This is a genomic window from Burkholderia lata, assembly GCF_902499025.1.
GTDB classification, from domain to species: domain Bacteria; phylum Pseudomonadota; class Gammaproteobacteria; order Burkholderiales; family Burkholderiaceae; genus Burkholderia; species Burkholderia lata_C.
In genome coordinates, this window is sequence record NZ_CABVPW010000012.1 from 48,272 (window position 1) to 66,870 (window position 18,599).

The following is an 18,599-nucleotide window of genomic DNA, read 5'->3' on the forward strand; positions in this document are numbered from 1 at the left end:
ACATCATGAAACTGACCGGAAATACGATCTTCATCACCGGCGGAACGTCGGGCATCGGCCGCGCACTGGCAGAAGCGTTTCACCACCGCGGCAACAAGGTCATCGTTGCAGGCCGGCGCAAGGCGCTGCTCGATGAAATCGCGCAGCACACCCCCGGCATCGATACCGTCGAACTCGATATCGGCGACGCGGCGCAGATCCGGACGGTCGCCGCGCAGTTGATCAAGCGCTATCCGACACTGAACGTCGTGATCAACAATGCGGGCATCATGCCGTTCGACGACGCGGGCGGCCCGCTCGACGACGAGCAGGCCGTGCGCCTCGTCAATACGAACCTGCTCGGCCCCGTCCGCGTGAGCGCGGCATTCGTCGAGCACCTGAAGCAACAGCCCGACGCAACCATCATCAACAACAGCTCGGTGCTCGCGTACGTGCCGATTGCCGCGACAGCGCTTTATTCGGCGACCAAGGCCGCGATCCACTCGTACACGCTGTCGCAGCGCTTCGTACTGCGCGACACCAGTGTGCGCGTGCTCGAAATTGCGCCGCCGTGGGTCAACACCGATCTCGTGCACAAGAGCGACGATCCGCGTGCGATGCCGGTCGACGCATTCATCGCCGAGACGTTGAAGCTGCTCGAGACCGCGACGACCGAAGTCATCGTCGAAGCGGCGAAACAGCTGCGCGACAACGCGGGGCCGAACGAGCACGCGTTCGTCGAGCAATTCAACCAGTTCATCGTCGATAACCCGATTCCCGTCGAATGAAGCCGCACGCGCCGCGACATGCGTGGCGCACTGCGATCGATCCGACATACCGTTACTGGAGCACACATCATGACTACCGCACTGGAAGAAAAGAACATCGCTTTCGTTCTCGAAGCACTGGACACGCTGTTCAACCACAAGAACTACGACAAGGCCGCGCAGTTCTGGTCGGACGACTACATACAGCACAGCCAGCACGTGCCGGCCGGCCGCGACGGGCTGTTCGGCCTCGTGGACTCGATGCCCGACCTGCGCTTCGAATACGACATGGTCGCCGCCAACGGCGATTTCGTCTGGGTGCACAGCCGATACACGAATTCGGCAAGCCCCGTCGCGCTGATCGCGATGGACATCCTGCGCATCGAGAATGGCAAGCTGGTCGAACACTGGGACGTGCTGCAGAACGAAGCGAAGCGCAGCGAATCGGCGGGCGGCTACCCGATGTTCGGGCAGGCCTTTCCCGGCGAACAGTAACGTCGGCACAAGGAGACTGCGATGAGCACGTTACTTGAACTGGCGCTGGCCGCGCACGGCGGGATCGACAACTGGTCGAAGCAGCACACCGTCTCGGCGGCACTCGATATCGGCGGCGCCATCTGGCATGTCAAGGGTCAACCGGGCCTGTTCCACGACATCGGCGTCACGGCGAATCTGCGCAAACAATCCGTCGCGATCGCAGCGGCGGGCGGCTGGCATGGCAGCTTCGAGCCTGACGTCGTTCGCATCGATTCGCAGCATGGCGGAGCTGCCGAGACGCTGCGCGATCCCCGTGCGTCATATCGAGGGCAAACCCAGATGACGCCTTGGGATCGCCTGCACGCGCTGTACTTCACCGGCTATGCGCTCTGGACCTACCTGACGATCCCTTTCCTCTATACCTATCCCGGCTTCCGCACGGAAGAACTGCCGGCATGGGAAGAAAACGGTGAGGTCTGGCGGCGTCTGAAGGTCACGTTTCCGGATTCGATCGCAAGCCACAGCCGCGAGCAGATCTCCTACTTCGGCGAGGACGGCTTGCTACGGCGGCACGACTACACGGTAGACGTGATGGACGGCGCGCCGGGCGCCAACTATGCATCGAATTACCAGGAGATCAACGGTGTCATCGTCCCGATGTCGCGCCGCGTGTTCGCGTACGACGGAGCAGGACAAAAAGTGGACGAGCCGCTCCTGGTGTCGATCGACTTTCGACGCATCGATTTCCACACCGAACAAGCGTTCGCGCTGGCCACGCATTGAGCGTCCACATTCGACAAGCCCCACGGAAAACCATGCAAACCGACACGCACCAGCCGCTGCTCGAGCCGATCCGGCTCGGCACGCTCGAATTGAACAACCGCATCGTGATGGCACCGCTGACCCGGATGCGCGCGCGCAATCCCGACCTCGCACCGACAGCTTTGCACGCCGAGTACTACGCGCAGCGTGCATCGGCCGGACTGATCGTCAGCGAAGGCATCTTCGTGAGCCCCGAGGCGGTCGGCTGGGCCGACGTACCCGGGCTCTGGAGCGACGCGCAAATACGGGGCTGGCGTACCGTGACGGACGCCGTTCATCGAGCAGGCGGCCGGATCGTCGCGCAACTGTGGCATACCGGCTCGATCGGCCACCCCGACTTCCTCGACGGCAACGCACCGCCCTCCGCTTCCGCAGTCAATCCGCGACAGCACAGCGTGACCACGACCGGCCGCAAGGACACGGTCATACCGCGCGCGATGGACCGCGACGAAATCCGCCGGACCGTTGCCGCCTTCGGTCGCGCCGCTCGCAATGCGATCGACGCAGGGTTCGACGGCGTGCAGATCCAGGGCGGATATCACTACCTGTTCAACCAGTTCCTCAACGTCCGTACGAACCTGCGAACCGACGAGTACGGCGGATCGACGGAGAACCGCGCGCGCTTTCTGTTCGAGGTGCTCGACGCGGTCGTCGATGCGATCGGCGCGCATCGCACCGGCATCAAGACAGGGCCCGCCACGTCGGAAACGGGTGAATTCGTCTCTCACGACGACACGCTCGCGACATCCGAGTATGTGATCGGGCGCCTCAACCAGTACGGACTGTCGCACCTGCTGTTGATGGGGGCGATGGCCGATCTGTCCGCCACGCCATTGGCCGCGCTCGCGGGCGACGGGATGTTCCGCCACTTTCGCACGCACTATCGCGGCAACATCATCGCGAACGTCGACATGGATCGTGCACGCGGCAACCGGCTGATCGACGACGGTCTGGTCGACATGGTCGCGTTCGGCCGCCCATTCATCGCCAATCCGGATCTCCCGGCGCGCTTCGCCGTCGATGCCCCACTGGCAGACATCGATTGGCCGAACGTCTATGGGGCAACTGCCACGGGCTATGTCGACTACCCCGCGTTTCAGGCAGTGCCGGCCTGAGCCGACGCGCCGAAGAAAGCGACCGCATGATCGATGAACGCACGCACCTTCGCAGGCAACAGCGTGCGATTGCTGTAGGCAAGCTGGAGCTCGATACCCTCATCTGCTAGCGGGAAATCGGCGAGCAGTTGCTGCAGCGTGCCGGATGCCAACTCGCGATTGATCAGCGCAAGCGGCGCGATGCCTATGCCGAAGCCTCGCAGCACCATTTCGCGATTGAACGCGGGGCTGTTGGACGACACGTCGAAGCGCAGCGTGATGTTCACGTCTTGCCCGTCGACCACGAAGCGCAAGTCGGGACGGCGGATCGACGGCGACAGCGGCACGAACAGGTGGTCGTTCAAGTCGGACGGGTGCCGAGGCGTCGAGGTACGCTGCAGATAGTCCGGCGATGCGACGATGACGAACGGAATTCGCTCGAGCCGGCGGATGACGGTCGTCTCGCTGATCAGCATGAACGGCACGACGATCCCGAGATCGTAGCCTTCGCCGACCAGGTCGACCGGCCGCTCCGTCAACGTGACGTCGAGCGCGACTTTCGGATGCGCCAGCTTGAAGTCCGCGATCAGCGGAACGAGCCGGTGGATCGTCGCGGTCGTGTGCGCGACGAGCCGCAACACGCCGCTCGGCTCGCGCGTCTGCGTGGCCACCTCCGCCTCGACCGTGTCCACCTCGTCAATGATGCGCACGCAGCTTTCGTAGAAACGCTCCGCGGCTTCGGTGAGCGACACGCGGCGCGTCGTGCGGTTCAACAGCCGGCATCCCATTTTCTGCTCGAGTGCCGCGATGGTGCGCGACACCGCCGGCGGCGCCATGCCGTGATGCTCCGCGGCCCGACTGAAGCTCTTCAGTTCGACCACCGTCCGGAAAATCCGCATGCTTTCGATGTAATCCATGGCCGCATCTCAATGGCGAATTGAAATGGAATTGTCAGGGTGCATCCTCTCGTCGCTGATGGTCGAACGGCGACTGACAATGTCCGGCTTGTCGCGGGCTACCGGCTCCACGCGGGCAGCTTACGCAACCGGCCACATCGTGCCACATTCGAACGGGACGGTTTTCGGAACTGGCTGGGTGCTTGCCGACGAATCGGCGACGGCGGCCGAGCCTGTGACTGCTGAGGTTTCGCCCAATACCTGACGACAAGGCACCCTGGTTCGCATGGGGACCGACACGCATCCCCTCGTTGCGCGCGCCCCAGCGAGTTGGCCAACGCGATTCCGCCCAATCCGGAGCGCAGCGAACTGTCCTATCCCATCTACGCGCGCGCTTCGATATCGCGTGGATGCAAACCACTCGGCCGCATGTTCGTGCTTCGCGTTGCAAATGGCGTCGCCGTGCTTCACGATCATGCCCCCCGAAATCGCCAGCTGATCATGTCATGTATGGCAAGCCACAGCGACAAGTACAGCGTATTTCGCATCAAGGTTGCGACGGTTATGCCGGAGCGGGAGTCTCGAACAACGCGCGTTCCGCATCCCGTCGCATGAGCAGGGTTTTCCGCTCTTGGCCACCTGCCTTGTCCCAGCTCCGGAACTGTTGCGCGGCGCCGCGGTAGTCACCCTGGTTCAGGAGACGCAACAAGGTCGAGCTTCGCAGCGTTCGGAGGCCCTGATCCCAGCTGAAGCTGACCAGCGCTGAAAACTGGTTGGCACTTAGCGGCACCTTCACCAGATCGCCGACGCCGCTTTCGAAGCGGGCAAGATCACTGTTCAGCAGCTCGTCGGCCTTGGCCTCGGTGATCGTGAGGCCAGGCTTGACATCCGGACCGGTGTGGCCGTAGCCGATTGTGAGAATGCCGACTACGTTGTAGTAGGCGGAAAGGCGCAGTCCCGCGAATTGCTTGATCAGGCCGAGGCCCGCTTGATTTATTTTCATGACACCTCCTCGAGTTCGCTCGTCGACGCCCGGCAGTTTGGGCACGCACGTCTCTGTGCCGTCACAACCGCTTTCGAGGTTTGCTTGCGAACCAGAGGCACAGGAAATCGTTGGAACCGCAGTCGTGACCAATAGTGCGGTAGCAAGAACAAGACTTTTCATGCGCAACGCCTTTTCCCTTGCTGCGATCAATCTCGTGGGCTTGATGTCAAAATCCATGCGTTTTTTCCGTCCTGTAGATTTCATGGTCGCTGATCACTGGTTACCTGGCACGGCCTTGACTTCAGCATCGTAACGGTCTGCCGTGGTCCAAAGCCTTTAAATTCCCGAGATGACGGAGCCAACGCCAGAGCAAGCTGTTCCGGCAGCGCAGAGTCTGGCAAGCAAACGGGAAGCGTAACCGCCGACATCGCTTCGTCATCTATAGATGGGCCGCCGGTGTTTGTCCAGAACCGCCGCGAGAAAGCACTCGAAAGCGACCGCCCGACTGCTCGCCGATGCCTTCGCGAGCGTCATCAAGAACCCAAACGCTCACTCACTCGTCGGAACGCCTCCGGCAACCCGATCCCGATCGTCTGGAAAAGTCGTCGTGCCCTATACTTCCCGCACCTACGGGGACAATGCCTATCCCAGGAAACCATCGATGCCGACTCCCGACCTGGACGAATCCCTCCTCGACACATGGGCGGCCGGGCTGACGGCCACAACGAGAAAAGCGCTACTCGCCCAATCCAGAGTACTGGAATGCGACACCGGCCACGTGCTGTTCAGCCGCGGCGACTCGCCCAACGGTTTCTACACCGTTCTTTCCGGACAAGTCCGGTTCAACCGCGAAACGGCGTCGGGTGTCGAGCGCTTGCTCACCATACTCGGGCCCGGCTCCACCTTCGGAGAACTCGCTTCCGTTTCGGGACGCGTGCGGTCTCATAGGGCAATCTGCGATCTTCCGTGCCGGCTCTGGCATATCCCGGTGGAAAATTTCCGGGCCCTGCTCGGCACCCACGCCGACTTCGGTTCGCTGATCGTGTCGCGCATGGCCGAACGCTCGCAGGAGTTGTTCGACGTCATCGAAGACCAGATGCTGCTCGACGTGCCGTCGCGTCTGGCCAAACGCCTTGTCGCGCTCGCCCGCGCCGTAAGCGGGACGACCTTGCCGCCGGCAGACACGAGCATTCGCGTCACGCACGAGGATCTGGCAAAACTGATCGGGGCGAGCCGTCAGGTCGTCAGTTCCCATTTGCTGACGTGGCAGAAGCAAGGCCTGATCAGCCAGGCCTACGGCAACGTCCACCTTCTCGACTTTGATGCGCTGCAGCGCATCGGTCAAGACGACTAGGAATTACGCGCGGTTCGGCTCCTCAAGATACGGATCTGCCCGGCGCACGTCCCTTTGCTTGCCTCGGTCCACGCCGCCGTGGCATCTGCCACCCCGTTTCCCCGGACGACTTCGCCTGTCGGGTGCCCACTGGCGCGCCCGGCACCGGCGCCGCTCGTCATGCGCTAGTGCTATCCCTCGGATTGCAATCTACATGACAGTCGTCTGACTGCCCCCCGGAATACGATCCCAACGACTTCTGGCAATCAGATCGGCTACGGACCCGTGGCTGATCCCGATTTCCTTCACAACGATATTCCGGAGACACCCTCATGCAATCGAAACCCGGAGCGCAGGCAGCGCTGTCGGCCCCTCTTGCCGAGATTGCGCTTGCTCACTCGGAAGCGGCGGACCGTCTTCGCTTCGAAGCTGAGACCTATCGAAAGGCATTGCGCCGCCTGCTCCCGCTGCTCTTCGTCTGTTACGTCTTCAATTACCTCGACCGGATCAACATCGGCTATGCGCAGTTGCAGATGAAACCTGACCTCGGTTTCTCGGACGCCATGTACGGCCTCGGCGCAAGCATGTTCTATGTCGGCTATCTCTTCTTCGAGATCCCCAGCAATCTGCTCATGCAGAAAATCGGCGCGAGAAAGACGCTCCTCAGAATCATGTTCTTATGGGGCATCACTTCGGCGGCGACGATGTTCGTCAAGAGTCCGTACGGGTTCTATACGGTGCGCTTCCTGCTCGGAGTGTTCGAAGGCGGATTCTTTCCGGGCATCGTGCTGTATCTCACGCTCTGGTTTCCGCCGGCACGACGCGCGCGCGCGATCGCCATCTTCATGTCCGCCGGCGTCACCGCCGGCGTGATTGCCGGCCCTCTGTCCGGCTGGATGATTCATCATCTGGATCAGGTATCCGGCCTGCGAGGATGGCAGTGGATGTACGTCCTGCAAGGCCTGCCGAGTTCGCTGCTCGGCATCGCGGCCTTTCTCTGGCTGCCGGATCGGCCTCAGCACGCAGGCTGGCTGACGCCGGCCCAACGCAATTTGATCGTCGCGCAGCAAAGTGCTGCCGCGCCGACGAACAACAGTACACATCATGGCCTGATCGCGGCGCTGCGCCATCCCTCTCTTCTCACGCTCGCCTACCTCTACTTCGCGCTCAACTGCGGCGTGTATACGCTCAGCTTCTGGGCACCCTCCATGATCCAGGGGCTGGGCGTCACGAACATCCAGCACATCGGGCTCTATTCGCTCGTCCCGTATTCGCTGGGCGCCGTGGCCATGCTGGTCGTCGGGCGACGCTCAGATGCCCTCGGCACCCATCGCGGCCACTTCACGGCCGCCATCGGGTTGGCCGCGCTCGGGCTCGCCGCAACGACGCTCACGCCACACATGCTGTGGCAGTCGCTCGCGCTACTTTCACTGAGCACGATGGGCTTGGTCTCGGCGCTTCCGGTCTTCTGGGCAGTGGCGACAGCGGCGTTGCCCAAAGAGGCGGCTCCAGCCGGCATCGCAGCCATCACCACCATTTCAGGCATTGCCGGCGCAGTTTGCCCTGCCGCCGTCGGCTTCATCAAGACACTGAGCGGGAGTCTCGACATCGGCCTGTATTGCATCGCGTTGCTCCTCGCGTCCGGTGCCGTGGTCATGTTGCGACGCGGCTCGATCCTCGCGGGCCCGGCTCGGCGTGCGCTCGAGGATTGACGAGCAGCAAGCAACATGAACTTGCCGTGCCCCCTTTTCCCTTGAATCAATTTCCTGGAGATCATCATGAGCGCCCATCCTGACAGACACTCCCCCTCCGACGCGGAATCATCTCTCGCTGCGGACCCGGTCGCACAACCCCCATCGCTTGCAATCGACGGCGCCGTCGCGACGATCAGGCTTCATCGGCCGGCTTCCCACAATCGTATCGAACCGGACGATGTCGCCGTGCTGCGTGGCCATCTGGATCGACTGGACGCGGACCCGGCCGTTCGCGTCATCGTGTTCGAAAGCAGCGGCAAGAGTTTCAGCGCGGGTTTCGACCTGACGCGGTTCGGGAAAGCCGTCAGCGACAGGAGAGACACCCAGGACAGCCTGTTCGAAGCGTTGTGCGATGCGATCGAGAACACGCGGGCCGTCACGATCGCGCGCCTTCACGCGCCGGTCTACGGCGGTGCGACCGACCTTGCGCTGTCGTGCGATTTCCGGATCGGCGTGGACGGAATCAGGATGTTCATGCCCGCCGCACGCCTGGGTCTGCACTATTACGGCCACGGGATTCGGCGCTGGGTTTCACGGCTGGGGCTCGGTGCTGCGAAGAAGCTGTTCCTGACGTCCAGGACGATCGACGCCGCCGAGATGCTCCGGATCGGCTTTCTGGACGCGCTGGTGGCACCGGACTCACTCGATGCCGAGATTCGCAAGTGGACCGAAGAACTCCTCGCGATGGCGCCGATTCCGGTGGTTTCGATGAAGGCAATCCTGAACCAGGCTGCGCGCGGCGAATATGACGATGTCGCAGCGTTCGAAGCCTTCAAGTACAGCCTGGGCACCGACGATATGGCCGAGGCACTTGCCGCGTTCGCGGAAAACCGCAAACCGACATTCCAGGGCGAGTGAGGCACATCATGATGCAACCCAACGATCGCCCGCTTGCGTCGGTTCGTGTCCTCGAATTGGCCCAGATCATGGCCGGCCCCATCTGCGGGCTGATGCTCGCGGACATGGGCGCCGACGTCATCAAGATCGAGAAATTCCCCGGCGGCGACGATTCGCGCGGATATGCGCGTCCGGGCCAGCCGGCCATTCCGCCGAGCTTCATGATGATCAATCGCGGCAAGCGATCGGTGGCGGTCGATATCCGTCAGCCGGCGGGCCGAGACGTGATCAAGCGCCTCGCGGCGAGCTGCGACATCGTCACCGAGAACTATCGGCGCGGCAAGATGGATGCGCTGGGCCTCGGCTATGAGGATCTTCGGGCCGGCAATCCGCAGCTCGTGTATTGCTCGATCAGCGGATATGGCCCGAACGGCCCGCTGAGCGACAAGGGCGGCTTCGATCTCGTGCTGCAGGCGTTCGCGGGCCTGATCAGCGTCACGGGATCGAGCGACGGCGAGCTGGCCAAGCCCGGCAGCTCGATCGCCGACATCAATGCCGGCATCCTCGCCGCGCTCGGTTGCATGACCGCCTATGTGAAGCGCCTGCGCACCGGGGTGGGCGGCCGGGTGGAAACCTCGCTGCTGCAGGCCTCGCTGCAACAGATGTACTGGTTCGCGGCGGGCTATTTCTTCAATGGCGATGTCGCGCGCCCGATGGGTACGGCTCATCCGCTGATTGCGCCTTACCAGGTGTTCAAGTGCAAGGACGGAGCAATCGCGATCGGTGGCGCCAACCAGTCCAACTGGACGCGCATCACCGAAGTGCTCGGCCACCCCGAATGGTCCCAGGATGCGCGCTTCGGCGATGCGCGATCGCGCGTCGTGAACCGGCCAGCGCTGGAACAGCTCATCACGGCTGCACTCACCGCGCATCCCACCGCATTCTGGGTCGAGCAGTTCGATCTGGCCGGCGTGCCGGCCGGCCCCGTACAGAATGTCGGGGAGGCACTCGAGCACGAGCAGTCGAAGGCGACGTCGATGGTGATCGAGGTCGACCGGCCCGACGGCGGCACCACGCGTTCGCTCGGGCTCCCGCTCCATTTCGACGGCGAATCGCCGCACGCACGCTCGGCGGCACCCTACGTCGGCCAGCATTCGACGGAAGTGCTTTCAGAGTTCGGTTTTACAGATAACGAAATCGATGCGTTATACGAGCAAAACGTGATTTCTCAACCGAAGGACAACCCGACAACGTAAGCCGGCGCCGGGGCCGTACCGGATTTGTCCGGCATCCGGAAGCGACTCCGGGTTGTCTATTCTTAGATTTTTATTATTCGGATTACTTATAAATTGATTGATGGTGGCATTCATCAATCCGCGAACCAATTACCCAAACAAAAAAGGAGACACATGGATATGGAGATCACTGCGCGTGGCCGATGCATTGCGTCCAACGAAGCACATCGTCGCTTCAGACCGAAATCCGCGTTGCTTACGCTACTGCTGGCCGGTTTCGCGTTGCACGACGTATCGGCACATGCCCAATCCTCCGTCACGCTGTATGGCCTGATCGATACGGCAGTGCGCTACACCACCCATGCGGACAAGTCCGGTGACAACGTCGTCCAGCTGTCCAACGGAGGCCTCAGCGAAAGCCACTGGGGGCTCCGTGGCGCGGAAGACATCGGAGGCGGCAACACTGTCGTATTTCAGCTCGAGAACCGCTTCTTCACGAACAGCGGTACGACGGACCCCGCCCTACCATTCTTCAACACGGCGTTCATCGGCATCAAGTCTTCGACGTTCGGACGCCTGACGCTGGGTCGACAGCTCAATCCTCTGGCCGATGCAGTCGCACTGAGCTATATCAGCAACGCCTGGATTCCGACGGTTTACGAGTTTCGCCCCGAGGTCGGCATGGGTCAGGGCACGTGGACGAGCAACATGGTGAAGTACGCCGCTCGCTGGAGCGACGTCATACTGGAGCTGTCGTACGCATTCGGTGGCCAGGCCGGTGCGTTCGGAGCGGGTAGCCAGATCGGTGCGTCCGTCACCTATGCGCCCGCATGGCCGTTGCGGCTCGCCGCGGCCTACCTCGACACACGCGATGCAGCGAATACTTCCGCCCATTTCAAGGCGTGGACTGCCGGCGCGGCGTATACATTCGGCGATACGCGAGTCAACGCCGGGTGGGTGGTCAACCGCGAAGACCCCAATTTTGTCGGCATCATTCCGAACGGCCCGTTCACGCCGGCCCAGCTGTCGGCGCTGGGATATACCAGGTTCTCATCGCGTCAAATGTTCTTCGGCGGCGTTACCCAGACGATCGGGCGCTCGACGCATGTTGCCGCGAACGTCTGGCGTACGCTTCAGGACGGCAAAACCGCGAGCGGAAACGGTAATGCCACGCAGGTTCAGCTGGTCGCAGATTACGACCTGTCGCGCCGCACCGACGTGTATCTCGAGGCCGATTACTCGTTGTATCGAGGCGGCTTGATCGGTTCGCAGCTGCAGGGTTTTAACGGCGTCAGCGCCGCGACCGGTTCGACGCAGTTGGGTTTCATAGCGGGCATCAGGCACAAATTCTGACGACGGTGCGCGTCAACGACGCGGTGAGTTCCATGCACGGCCGAGCGCGTCAGCTCGTCCGTGCATGGAAATTCCGGGGAACTGCAAACCGATGAATTTCCGCGATCAGACCATCGTTGTCGGACAGGTCGACCATCGAGTGGAAAATCCCGCCAACGGCTTCGGACCGTACCTTGTGGCGCAGACTAACCCCGTACAGTGCACTGGCGCAGGCCGGCACCGTGCGGGTGCGGTCGGTGAAATCGTCGAAGAAGCGCACGACGCTCTCGCGCGGATGGTCGACGATCTGCCGGCTCAGGAAGCAATCCTCCGGAGCGATATTCCCTTCGATGTCGACGAGAATCGCGGAATGGAAACTGCAGTTGCACGAGCGAGCGGCGCAACAACTGCCCTGGAGACGGCGGCGTGTGGCATGGCGCCAGCCGCAATCGGGTCCCAAAGTGTGCGGGTGAGACCTGCGTGCGCCACGGCACGCAGCGTAACCGCGTGGTCACCGCGATGAATCCACCACCCGGCTGGTGACGGTGCGCGCCGCGCATTCGGTCAGGTTTGCATGCGAAAACACGCTCCGTCACGTGCCTTACGGATGGCAAAACCTCGTAATTTCAGTGTAATATCCGCTGCAGAAGACCATTTGTATTATCAATTGAAATAATGAAAACAGTCAGCCGGATTCAATCTGGCGACTGAAACGGGGAAAGCTTGAACTCGCCATTCAATACCGGGGCATCCGGATCCGTTGGGCCGTGCGTGCCAATTCACGTCGGCCGGATCTCTTCTTCTCTACGCCGGCACTTCCCGCGCGGCCGACCCAATTCCGCCTGATATCCCGCGCTGAGCGGCCCGCTCCGCGTCGCTTGCCTTCGTAGCACGCGGCCGGTACGCCGCCATCCCGCGATTCGGACAAACGTGCGCATGCCCGCACGGCGACGTCACGTCGATCGATCAAAAGAAGAGGATTACTGAATTATGACTGCGTGCACCCACTGCGGAACCGATCTGCCCGGCGGGCTGAAGTTCTGCAAGCAATGCGGAACACCGGTTGCAGCCATGCGGCCGGAAGCAGCCGGCACACCGTGCCGGGGCTGCGACGCCGTCCTGACGCCGAACCAGCGTTTCTGCAACAAGTGCGGGACGCCCGTTGCATCGGCCATTGACGCCGGCGCGATCGAGGTCGAGGTGCCCGCGCCACCGGTCGAAGCAACGCCGCAACCCGGATACGCGGCCGCGGAATCGTTGCACGAGCCTGCGTACCGCACCGCCGACGGATGCGGTACGCAAACGGACATCGTCGCCGAATCACCGGCGGCGAACACCTTCCCGAAAGACATCGCGCACGTCACGGATATCGCCGATACGGTAACGGGTCGCGTGAGCGCGCCGCTCCAATCGCACGACGCGGCAGCCACCGCAACGTACGCGGCAGCGGCAGACGATCGCGGCGACGTGGTCGCTGCGTCGCATGTCTCGTCCGTCGTCACGGATGTGCAGTCCGCGCCTACGGGCGCATCGGCACATACCGACGCAGCGCTCGCCGCCGCCGAAATGCATGCCGTCGAAGCGGTTACCGAGCCTCACGACGTACCGGAGCCCGATGCGCCGTCGGCGTCAGCCCCGTCCATGCGCCCCGAATCCGGCGCGGTGCCCCGGCCGATACCGCAGGCCGCCACGACGAACGACGATACGTCGGCAAAACTCAAGATCGTTGCAGCCGGCGTTGCAGTCGCCGTCGCCTGCGCGGGCGGCGCATTCTGGTGGCACGGCCGCCAGGCGAGCGCACCCGCCGCACCCGAACCGGCCGCCGCATCCGCGGTTCCGGCCGTCACGGCCAACGCCGCATCGGACATCGCGGGACCGAGCTCCGTCGCCGCCAGCGTGGTCGTTGCAACGACGCCGGCTGACGCACCGGCGTCCGCGCCGATCGATACGGCCACTGCCGCCGCAGCCATGACCTCGCCCGCGTCGGGCCCCGCCGTCGTCACGAATGTCGCGACGGCTTCGGTGCCCGCGACACCGCCCGCGCCGAATGCACCGCCGGCATCCGTGAATGCGCAACAGTCGTCGCCCTTCGCGAAACTGCAGGACGACACGCCCGCACCGTCCACACCCGCCGCCGTTGCGGAGGCACCGCGCAGCAAGCCGCGTCCGACAGCGCCCGTCCGCCCGTCCACGGCGGCCAGCCCGGCCGCGCCCGCCGTCGATGGCCTGCTGAAACGCGCACAGGGCGACCTGTCGCGCGGCCAGTACGACAAGGCCGTCGCGACGGCGGAAAGCGTCCTTGCGATCGAGCCCGGCAATCGCCCGGCGAAGACGCTCATCGACAAGGCGAAGGCGCGGCAGATGGATGCACTGCGCAACAACAGCACACTTGAATGAAGCGCCGGAGAAGACCGACATGACAATCCAGAAAACCCTCGCCGCGGCCTGCGCGGTCACCTTGCTCGCCAGCGGCTGCGCCACCCAGAACGGCACCGGCGGGATCTCGTCCGAATCCGTGCTGCGTTGTACGGCGCTCGGCGCCGGCGGCGCACTGGTCGGTGCGCTGATCGGCGGCACCAAGGGTGCGATCGGCGGCGCGGTTGCCGGGCTTGCCGCGTGCGCCGTGATCGAAGTCGCGACGCGGCAGACGAAGACGGCGGCCGAAGTCGATCGCGACTACCGCGCCAACAACCGCAACAACCTGCCGCCCTACGCGAAGATCGACGCCTACACCACGGTCGTGACGCCGCGCTCCGCCGTCAAGACCGGCGAACCGATCAAGCTGGCCTCGCAGATTCGCGCGGTGTCCGGCACGAACGAGCCCGTCCAGGAAGTCAAGGAAGTCGTGACCGTCTATGCGCCGTCTGGCGAGCAGTTCAAGCGCGGCGAGAAGGTCGTCAACGCGACGCCGGGCAGCGGCGAATTCGACAACAGCTTCACGCTGAAACTGCCGTCCGGTGCGCCGCAAGGCACGTACACGCTGAAAAGCCAGGTCTACCTGAACGGCAAGCCGGGCTCGACCCGGCAATCCAGCATCCAGCTCGCGCAAGTCGACGGCGCCACCGTCGTCGCGCTGCTCGACGCCCCCGCCGCACACTGACCGGCCCGCACCTGCAAGGAGATTCAACGATGTCAACGCTCGATCAAGCCCCCGTGTCGGGGAAGTTCGGACTGCTGCGCGCCGCCGAGGCCGTCACGAACTGGCGCGCACTCGCGATGTGCGCTTTCGCGATCGTCGCCAGCATGCTGATGGCCATGCTCACGATCCAGGTACTCCGTCACAGCCCCGTGCTCGGCCTGCTGTTCTTCATCGCAACCCTCGCGGTCTCGCTGATCGGCTATTCCGCGGTCGGTATCGTACTGATGCGCGATGCGCAGGGTGAGTCGGTCGGATTCGTCGACGCGCTGCTGCAGGCGACGTTCAGCGTCCACCGCCTCCTCGGGATCGGCGTGCTGCTGGCCATCGGCTGGATACTGCTGCTGCTCGCACTGCTGATCGTGTTCCTGGTCTGCAAGATCCCGGGCGTCGGCCCGCTGCTGTATGCGATCGCGTATCCGGTCGCGGCGATCGTCGCGGGCGCAATCTTCGCCGGCATGTGGTACGTCGGCTATCCGCTTGCCGCGCCCGCCATCTGGCAAGGCAATTCGACGCTGCAGACCGCCGCGCGCCTGATGCAGATCGGCCGCCGCCAGTTGCTTGGCGTGATCGTCAGGATGTTCGGGCTGCTGCTGCTCGTCGGCGTCCTGTCCGCGATCGTGTTCGGCATTCTCGGCACGGGTGCCGCGATCGCGTCGTCGATCTCGGCGGCCACCGGCACCAGCCCGTTGGGCGGCCTGATGGGCATGCTCGGCGGCGCCGGCCGGCATGCCAGCGCATACGGGATGGGCGCCTACGGTCTCGGCGCGGATGCGACGGAGGGCGCGCTCGGCGGTCTGGGTGGATTCGACTACCGCAGCATGGCCTACCTGGGCGCGTACGGCTTCGGCAACGGCCTGCTGATCGCAATCGGCCTCGTGATTCCGTTCCTGACGTTCGTCAACGGCACGTGCCTCATCTATCTGCAGACGGTCAGCGGCGTCGATTTCTCCGCGACGGAAGAGAAGCTGAGCCAGCACGTCGCGGATGCGAAACGCCACGCCGAACAGGCGCGCGAGCGCGCCGCCGATCGCCTCGCAAAAGCACGCGACGCGCACACCGCCGGTGCGGCGGGCGCAGCGGGCACGGCTTCGCTGCCGGCGTCGGATACGGAATCGCCCGCCGCGGACGGAGCCTCCGCGTGCGCGCAGTGCCATAAGCCGATGGCCGCCGACGACCTGTTCTGCGGCGAATGCGGTGCGCGCCGTCACGCGTGACGGCTGCATGACCGTGCATCAAAGCGCGGCCCGCGGTCAGGTATCGCCGCGGGTCGCGTACCAACCACAGACACGCACCGGCGGCTGAAGCCGCCGTTTCCGGCCTCCGCGGCCGGTTCTCGTGTGACTTCAGCCGTGCAATGCGGCCGTGAAATGCGGCGTGCCATCCGGGGCCGGTGAGCCGCACCGGTCATTGACCACCGGCTCGATCCCCCTGCGCGCTCAGTTCTGCCCGGCGACCGCGCGAGCCGGGCGATCTTGATCGTCCGATTCGCCATCGAACGCGCCGCCACTCAGCCGCCGATGCATCGAACCTGCGCTCGGCGGTCGGTCACGTTCGATGCGCGTGCCCGGATCTCGGCGACGCGAACGCACGATCGCCTTCGGGCAACGACGGCGACCGTGAGCAGCGGACACGCCTGCCTACACCCGCCCCGCCAGATGAAACCGTGACGCCGGATGCCACAGTTGCACCGACGTCGCAACCAGCCCGCCGACCCACGTGCGACGCCGCAACAGGAGACACGGTTCGCCGATTTCCATCACGAGATGCCGGCGCACCTGCGCATCGGGCTTCTGCGCGTAGATGCGGAATTCCGCACGCTGGATCGGCGCGAGCCGCACCATGTAGTGATTCGGCGTCTCGACCGTGAAATCCTGCTCGAGATAGGCGGGAAACAGCGCCGGATTGACGTAGCGATCCTCGAACTGGATCGGCTCGCCCTCCTCGCAATGCACGATGCGCGAATGAAACACCGGCCCCGCGCGAAGCCCAAGCGCTTCGATCGCTTCGGGATCGTCGCTGCTTTCGATCATCAGCACGCGTGCACTGTGCCGATGGCCGCGCTCCGCGATCTCGTCCGCGATGTTGCGGATTTCGAGCACCGTCGATTCGTAATGACGGCGCTCGACGAAGGTGCCCGCACCCTGGATGCGGGTCAGCACGCGTTCGGCAGTCAGCTCGCGCAGCGCACGCGACACCGTCATCCGCGCCACGCCGAACTCCTTGACCAGTTCGGCCTCGGTCGGAATCGCGCCGCCGGGCTTCCAGTCCCCGTTCGCGATCCGCTCGACCACATAGCGCTTGATCTGCTGGTAGGCCGGCAGCGCGCGCGCCGGCACGTCATCGCCCGGTACGGCCCCCGGCCGGGCAGCCGTGTATCGTTCCGCTTCGTTCATGCGCCCTCGATCGAATGAAGATTGGATGACCTGCCGACCGTCGCACCGTCGCTGCTTCACACCGGCGATGGCGGCACACCCGTGACGATGGCGGCCGCGCTCGCGATGTCGTCCGCGAGCGGCCGGTCGTCGTGATACGCCGGCACGCGTTCGCGTACGTAACGCCACAGCGCGTCGGTCGGTGCCGCCCGCGACGCGCCGTTCTCCTGTAAATCGTACGCCTGCGCGGCGGCCAGCAGCTCGATCGCGAGCACGCGTGTGGTGTTCTCGATGATATCGAGCGCCTTCAGCGCGGCCGGCGTCGCATGGCACAGGTGATCTTCCTGCAGGCCCGACGTGATGCCGCCGTCGAGGCTTGCGGGCGCGGCGAGCCGCTGGTTCTGCGCAACCAGTGCGACCGCGGTGTACTGCGCGATCATGAACCCTGAACACGTGCCGCCCGGCGCCGCGAGAAACGCCGGCAGCCCGCTCACGAGCGGATTGACGAGACGGTCGAGCCGCCGCTCGGCAATCGCCGCGACCTGCGCCATCGCGGCCGCGAGGCTGTCCATCGCGAGCGCGATGCCCGCGCCGACCGCATGCGCCTGCGAATGGACGGTCGGCGCGTCGCGCGTGCCCGCGACGATCGGATTGTCGGTAACGGACGCGAGCTCGCGGTCGACGACTTCCGCCGTGACCGCCAGCACGTCGCGCGCTGCGCCGTGCACATGCGGAATCGTGCGCAGGCTGAGCGGATCCTGCGTATGCCGTCCGCTCGCCGCGGCGAGCATCGCGCTATCGGCAAGCATCGCCCGCAAGCGCGCGCCGACGTGCCCGATGCCAGGCGAAATGCGCAGCGCCAGCGATGCCGGATCGAACGCGGCGAGCTGGCCGCCGAGATTCTCGAAACTCGTCGCCGCGATCCAGTCGGCCCAGTCGAGCAGCCGCTCCGCGCGGTCGAGCGCGAGCGCGGCGAGCCCCGTCACGCACGGCGTGCCGTTGACCAGGCTCAACCCCTCCTTGGCACCGAGCGCCAGCGGCTCGCGGCCGATGCGGCGCAGCGCTTCGTTGCCACGCACGCGTTCGCCGCGATGACGCGCGTGGCCGTGCCCGATACAGACGAGCGCGACGTGCGCCATGTGGGTCAGGTAGCCGACCGATCCGTGCGCCGGCACTTCCGGCAGGCAATCGTGTTCGAGCAGTGCGACCAGTTGGTCGACGACGTCGGCACGCACACCCGAATGCCCGTGTGCGTAGTTGTTGATCGCCGCCGCGATGATCGCGCGCGTTTCCGCCGCACCGAGCGGCGCGCCGACACCGACCGCGTGGCTCATCAGGATGTTGCGCGACAGCGTACCCTGCTGGGCCGGCGACACGATCACGTCGCACAACGCACCGACGCCCGTGTTGACGCCATACGCGCGAATGCCGCGCGCGACGATTGCGTCGACGAGTTCGCGCGCCGCGACGACGCGTCCGCGCGCCTCGTCGGTCAACGCGAGCGGCGCGCCGGCCGCCACCGCCGCAATCTGCCGCCAGTCGAGCGGCCGGGCCGAACGGAATACGGTCATGGCGGC

18 protein-coding genes are annotated in these 18,599 nt (G+C 64.5%); 13 read left to right on the top strand and 5 right to left on the bottom strand.

The window, feature by feature from the left end; translation table 11 throughout:
- The first annotated feature begins 5 nt into the window (after window positions 1-5).
- The 4 genes from BDI24065_RS14070 to BDI24065_RS14085 all read left to right on the top strand — a co-directional run bounded on the left by BDI24065_RS14070 (window position 6) and on the right by BDI24065_RS14085 (window position 3,160).
- Window positions 6-767, top strand: a complete 762-nt coding sequence (locus tag BDI24065_RS14070) for an SDR family oxidoreductase (protein ID WP_175031787.1) — start codon at window positions 6-8, stop codon at window positions 765-767.
- A gap of 69 nt (window positions 768-836) precedes the next feature.
- Window positions 837-1,241 (top strand): nuclear transport factor 2 family protein, encoded by a 405-nt coding sequence (locus BDI24065_RS14075; protein WP_175031788.1) that lies wholly within the window; start codon window positions 837-839, stop codon window positions 1,239-1,241.
- Window positions 1,242-1,262: 21 nt separating this feature from the next.
- Window positions 1,263-2,006 (top strand): hypothetical protein, encoded by a 744-nt coding sequence (locus BDI24065_RS14080; RefSeq protein ID WP_175031789.1) that lies wholly within the window; start codon window positions 1,263-1,265, stop codon window positions 2,004-2,006.
- Between the two features lie 32 nt (window positions 2,007-2,038).
- Window positions 2,039-3,160, top strand: a complete 1,122-nt coding sequence (locus tag BDI24065_RS14085) for an alkene reductase (protein ID WP_175031790.1) — start codon at window positions 2,039-2,041, stop codon at window positions 3,158-3,160.
- Here BDI24065_RS14085 and BDI24065_RS14090 read toward each other — a convergent pair.
- On the bottom strand, window positions 3,142-4,056 hold the full coding sequence (locus BDI24065_RS14090) for a LysR family transcriptional regulator (RefSeq protein WP_175031791.1): 915 nt from the start codon (window positions 4,054-4,056) through the stop codon (window positions 3,142-3,144). The two genes, BDI24065_RS14085 and BDI24065_RS14090, sit on opposite strands and share 19 nt — an antisense overlap.
- Here BDI24065_RS14090 and BDI24065_RS14095 point away from each other — a divergent pair.
- The gene (locus BDI24065_RS14095; RefSeq protein WP_175031792.1) at window positions 4,055-4,300 is read left to right on the top strand and encodes a hypothetical protein; all 246 of its coding nucleotides are present in this window, start codon (window positions 4,055-4,057) and stop codon (window positions 4,298-4,300) included. The two genes, BDI24065_RS14090 and BDI24065_RS14095, sit on opposite strands and share 2 nt — an antisense overlap.
- A 297-nt stretch (window positions 4,301-4,597) precedes the next feature.
- Here the strand turns inward: BDI24065_RS14095 and BDI24065_RS14100 are convergent, their stop codons facing one another.
- Entirely contained in the window at window positions 4,598-5,257 is a 660-nt protein-coding gene (locus BDI24065_RS14100) for a lysozyme (RefSeq protein ID WP_254609759.1), read from the bottom strand.
- Window positions 5,258-5,681: 424 nt separating this feature from the next.
- Here BDI24065_RS14100 and BDI24065_RS14105 point away from each other — a divergent pair, with 424 nt between their 5' ends.
- The 5 genes from BDI24065_RS14105 to BDI24065_RS14125 all read left to right on the top strand — a co-directional run bounded on the left by BDI24065_RS14105 (window position 5,682) and on the right by BDI24065_RS14125 (window position 11,532).
- A complete protein-coding gene (locus BDI24065_RS14105; RefSeq protein WP_175031793.1) occupies window positions 5,682-6,374 on the top strand; it encodes a Crp/Fnr family transcriptional regulator in 693 nt (230 codons plus the stop codon).
- 311 nt (window positions 6,375-6,685) lie between these two features.
- Window positions 6,686-8,065, top strand: coding sequence for an MFS transporter (locus tag BDI24065_RS14110; protein ID WP_175031794.1), 1,380 nt, complete (start codon window positions 6,686-6,688; stop codon window positions 8,063-8,065).
- Between the two features lie 66 nt (window positions 8,066-8,131).
- On the top strand, window positions 8,132-8,965 hold the full coding sequence (locus BDI24065_RS14115; protein ID WP_175031795.1) for an enoyl-CoA hydratase/isomerase family protein: 834 nt from the start codon (window positions 8,132-8,134) through the stop codon (window positions 8,963-8,965).
- 8 nt (window positions 8,966-8,973) lie between these two features.
- A complete protein-coding gene (locus BDI24065_RS14120) occupies window positions 8,974-10,200 on the top strand; it encodes a CaiB/BaiF CoA transferase family protein (RefSeq protein ID WP_438820006.1) in 1,227 nt (408 codons plus the stop codon).
- Window positions 10,201-10,353: 153 nt separating this feature from the next.
- A complete protein-coding gene (locus BDI24065_RS14125; protein WP_254609760.1) occupies window positions 10,354-11,532 on the top strand; it encodes a porin in 1,179 nt (392 codons plus the stop codon).
- A 49-nt stretch (window positions 11,533-11,581) separates the two neighbouring features.
- Here BDI24065_RS14125 and BDI24065_RS14130 read toward each other — a convergent pair whose 3' ends face one another.
- On the bottom strand, window positions 11,582-11,791 hold the full coding sequence (locus tag BDI24065_RS14130) for a hypothetical protein (protein WP_254609761.1): 210 nt from the start codon (window positions 11,789-11,791) through the stop codon (window positions 11,582-11,584).
- A 710-nt stretch (window positions 11,792-12,501) separates the two neighbouring features.
- Here BDI24065_RS14130 and BDI24065_RS14135 point away from each other — a divergent pair.
- Genes BDI24065_RS14135 through BDI24065_RS14145 form a run of 3 tightly spaced genes read left to right on the top strand, consistent with a single transcriptional unit; the run spans window position 12,502 to window position 15,864 of the window.
- Window positions 12,502-13,908, top strand: a complete 1,407-nt coding sequence (locus tag BDI24065_RS14135; RefSeq protein WP_175031796.1) for a zinc ribbon domain-containing protein — start codon at window positions 12,502-12,504, stop codon at window positions 13,906-13,908.
- 19 nt (window positions 13,909-13,927) lie between these two features.
- Entirely contained in the window at window positions 13,928-14,611 is a 684-nt protein-coding gene (locus BDI24065_RS14140) for a hypothetical protein (RefSeq protein ID WP_254609762.1), read from the top strand.
- Window positions 14,612-14,640: 29 nt separating this feature from the next.
- Complete coding sequence (locus BDI24065_RS14145; protein WP_175031798.1) at window positions 14,641-15,864, top strand: zinc ribbon domain-containing protein; 1,224 nt, start codon at window positions 14,641-14,643, stop codon at window positions 15,862-15,864.
- A 423-nt stretch (window positions 15,865-16,287) separates the two neighbouring features.
- Here BDI24065_RS14145 and hutC read toward each other — a convergent pair whose 3' ends face one another.
- Together hutC and BDI24065_RS14155 are read right to left on the bottom strand one after the other, a co-directional pair.
- Complete coding sequence (gene hutC / locus BDI24065_RS14150) at window positions 16,288-17,043, bottom strand: histidine utilization repressor (RefSeq protein ID WP_175031799.1); 756 nt, start codon at window positions 17,041-17,043, stop codon at window positions 16,288-16,290.
- Window positions 17,044-17,099: 56 nt separating this feature from the next.
- Complete coding sequence (locus BDI24065_RS14155; RefSeq protein WP_175031800.1) at window positions 17,100-18,593, bottom strand: HAL/PAL/TAL family ammonia-lyase; 1,494 nt, start codon at window positions 18,591-18,593, stop codon at window positions 17,100-17,102.
- Window positions 18,594-18,599 lie beyond the last annotated feature (6 nt).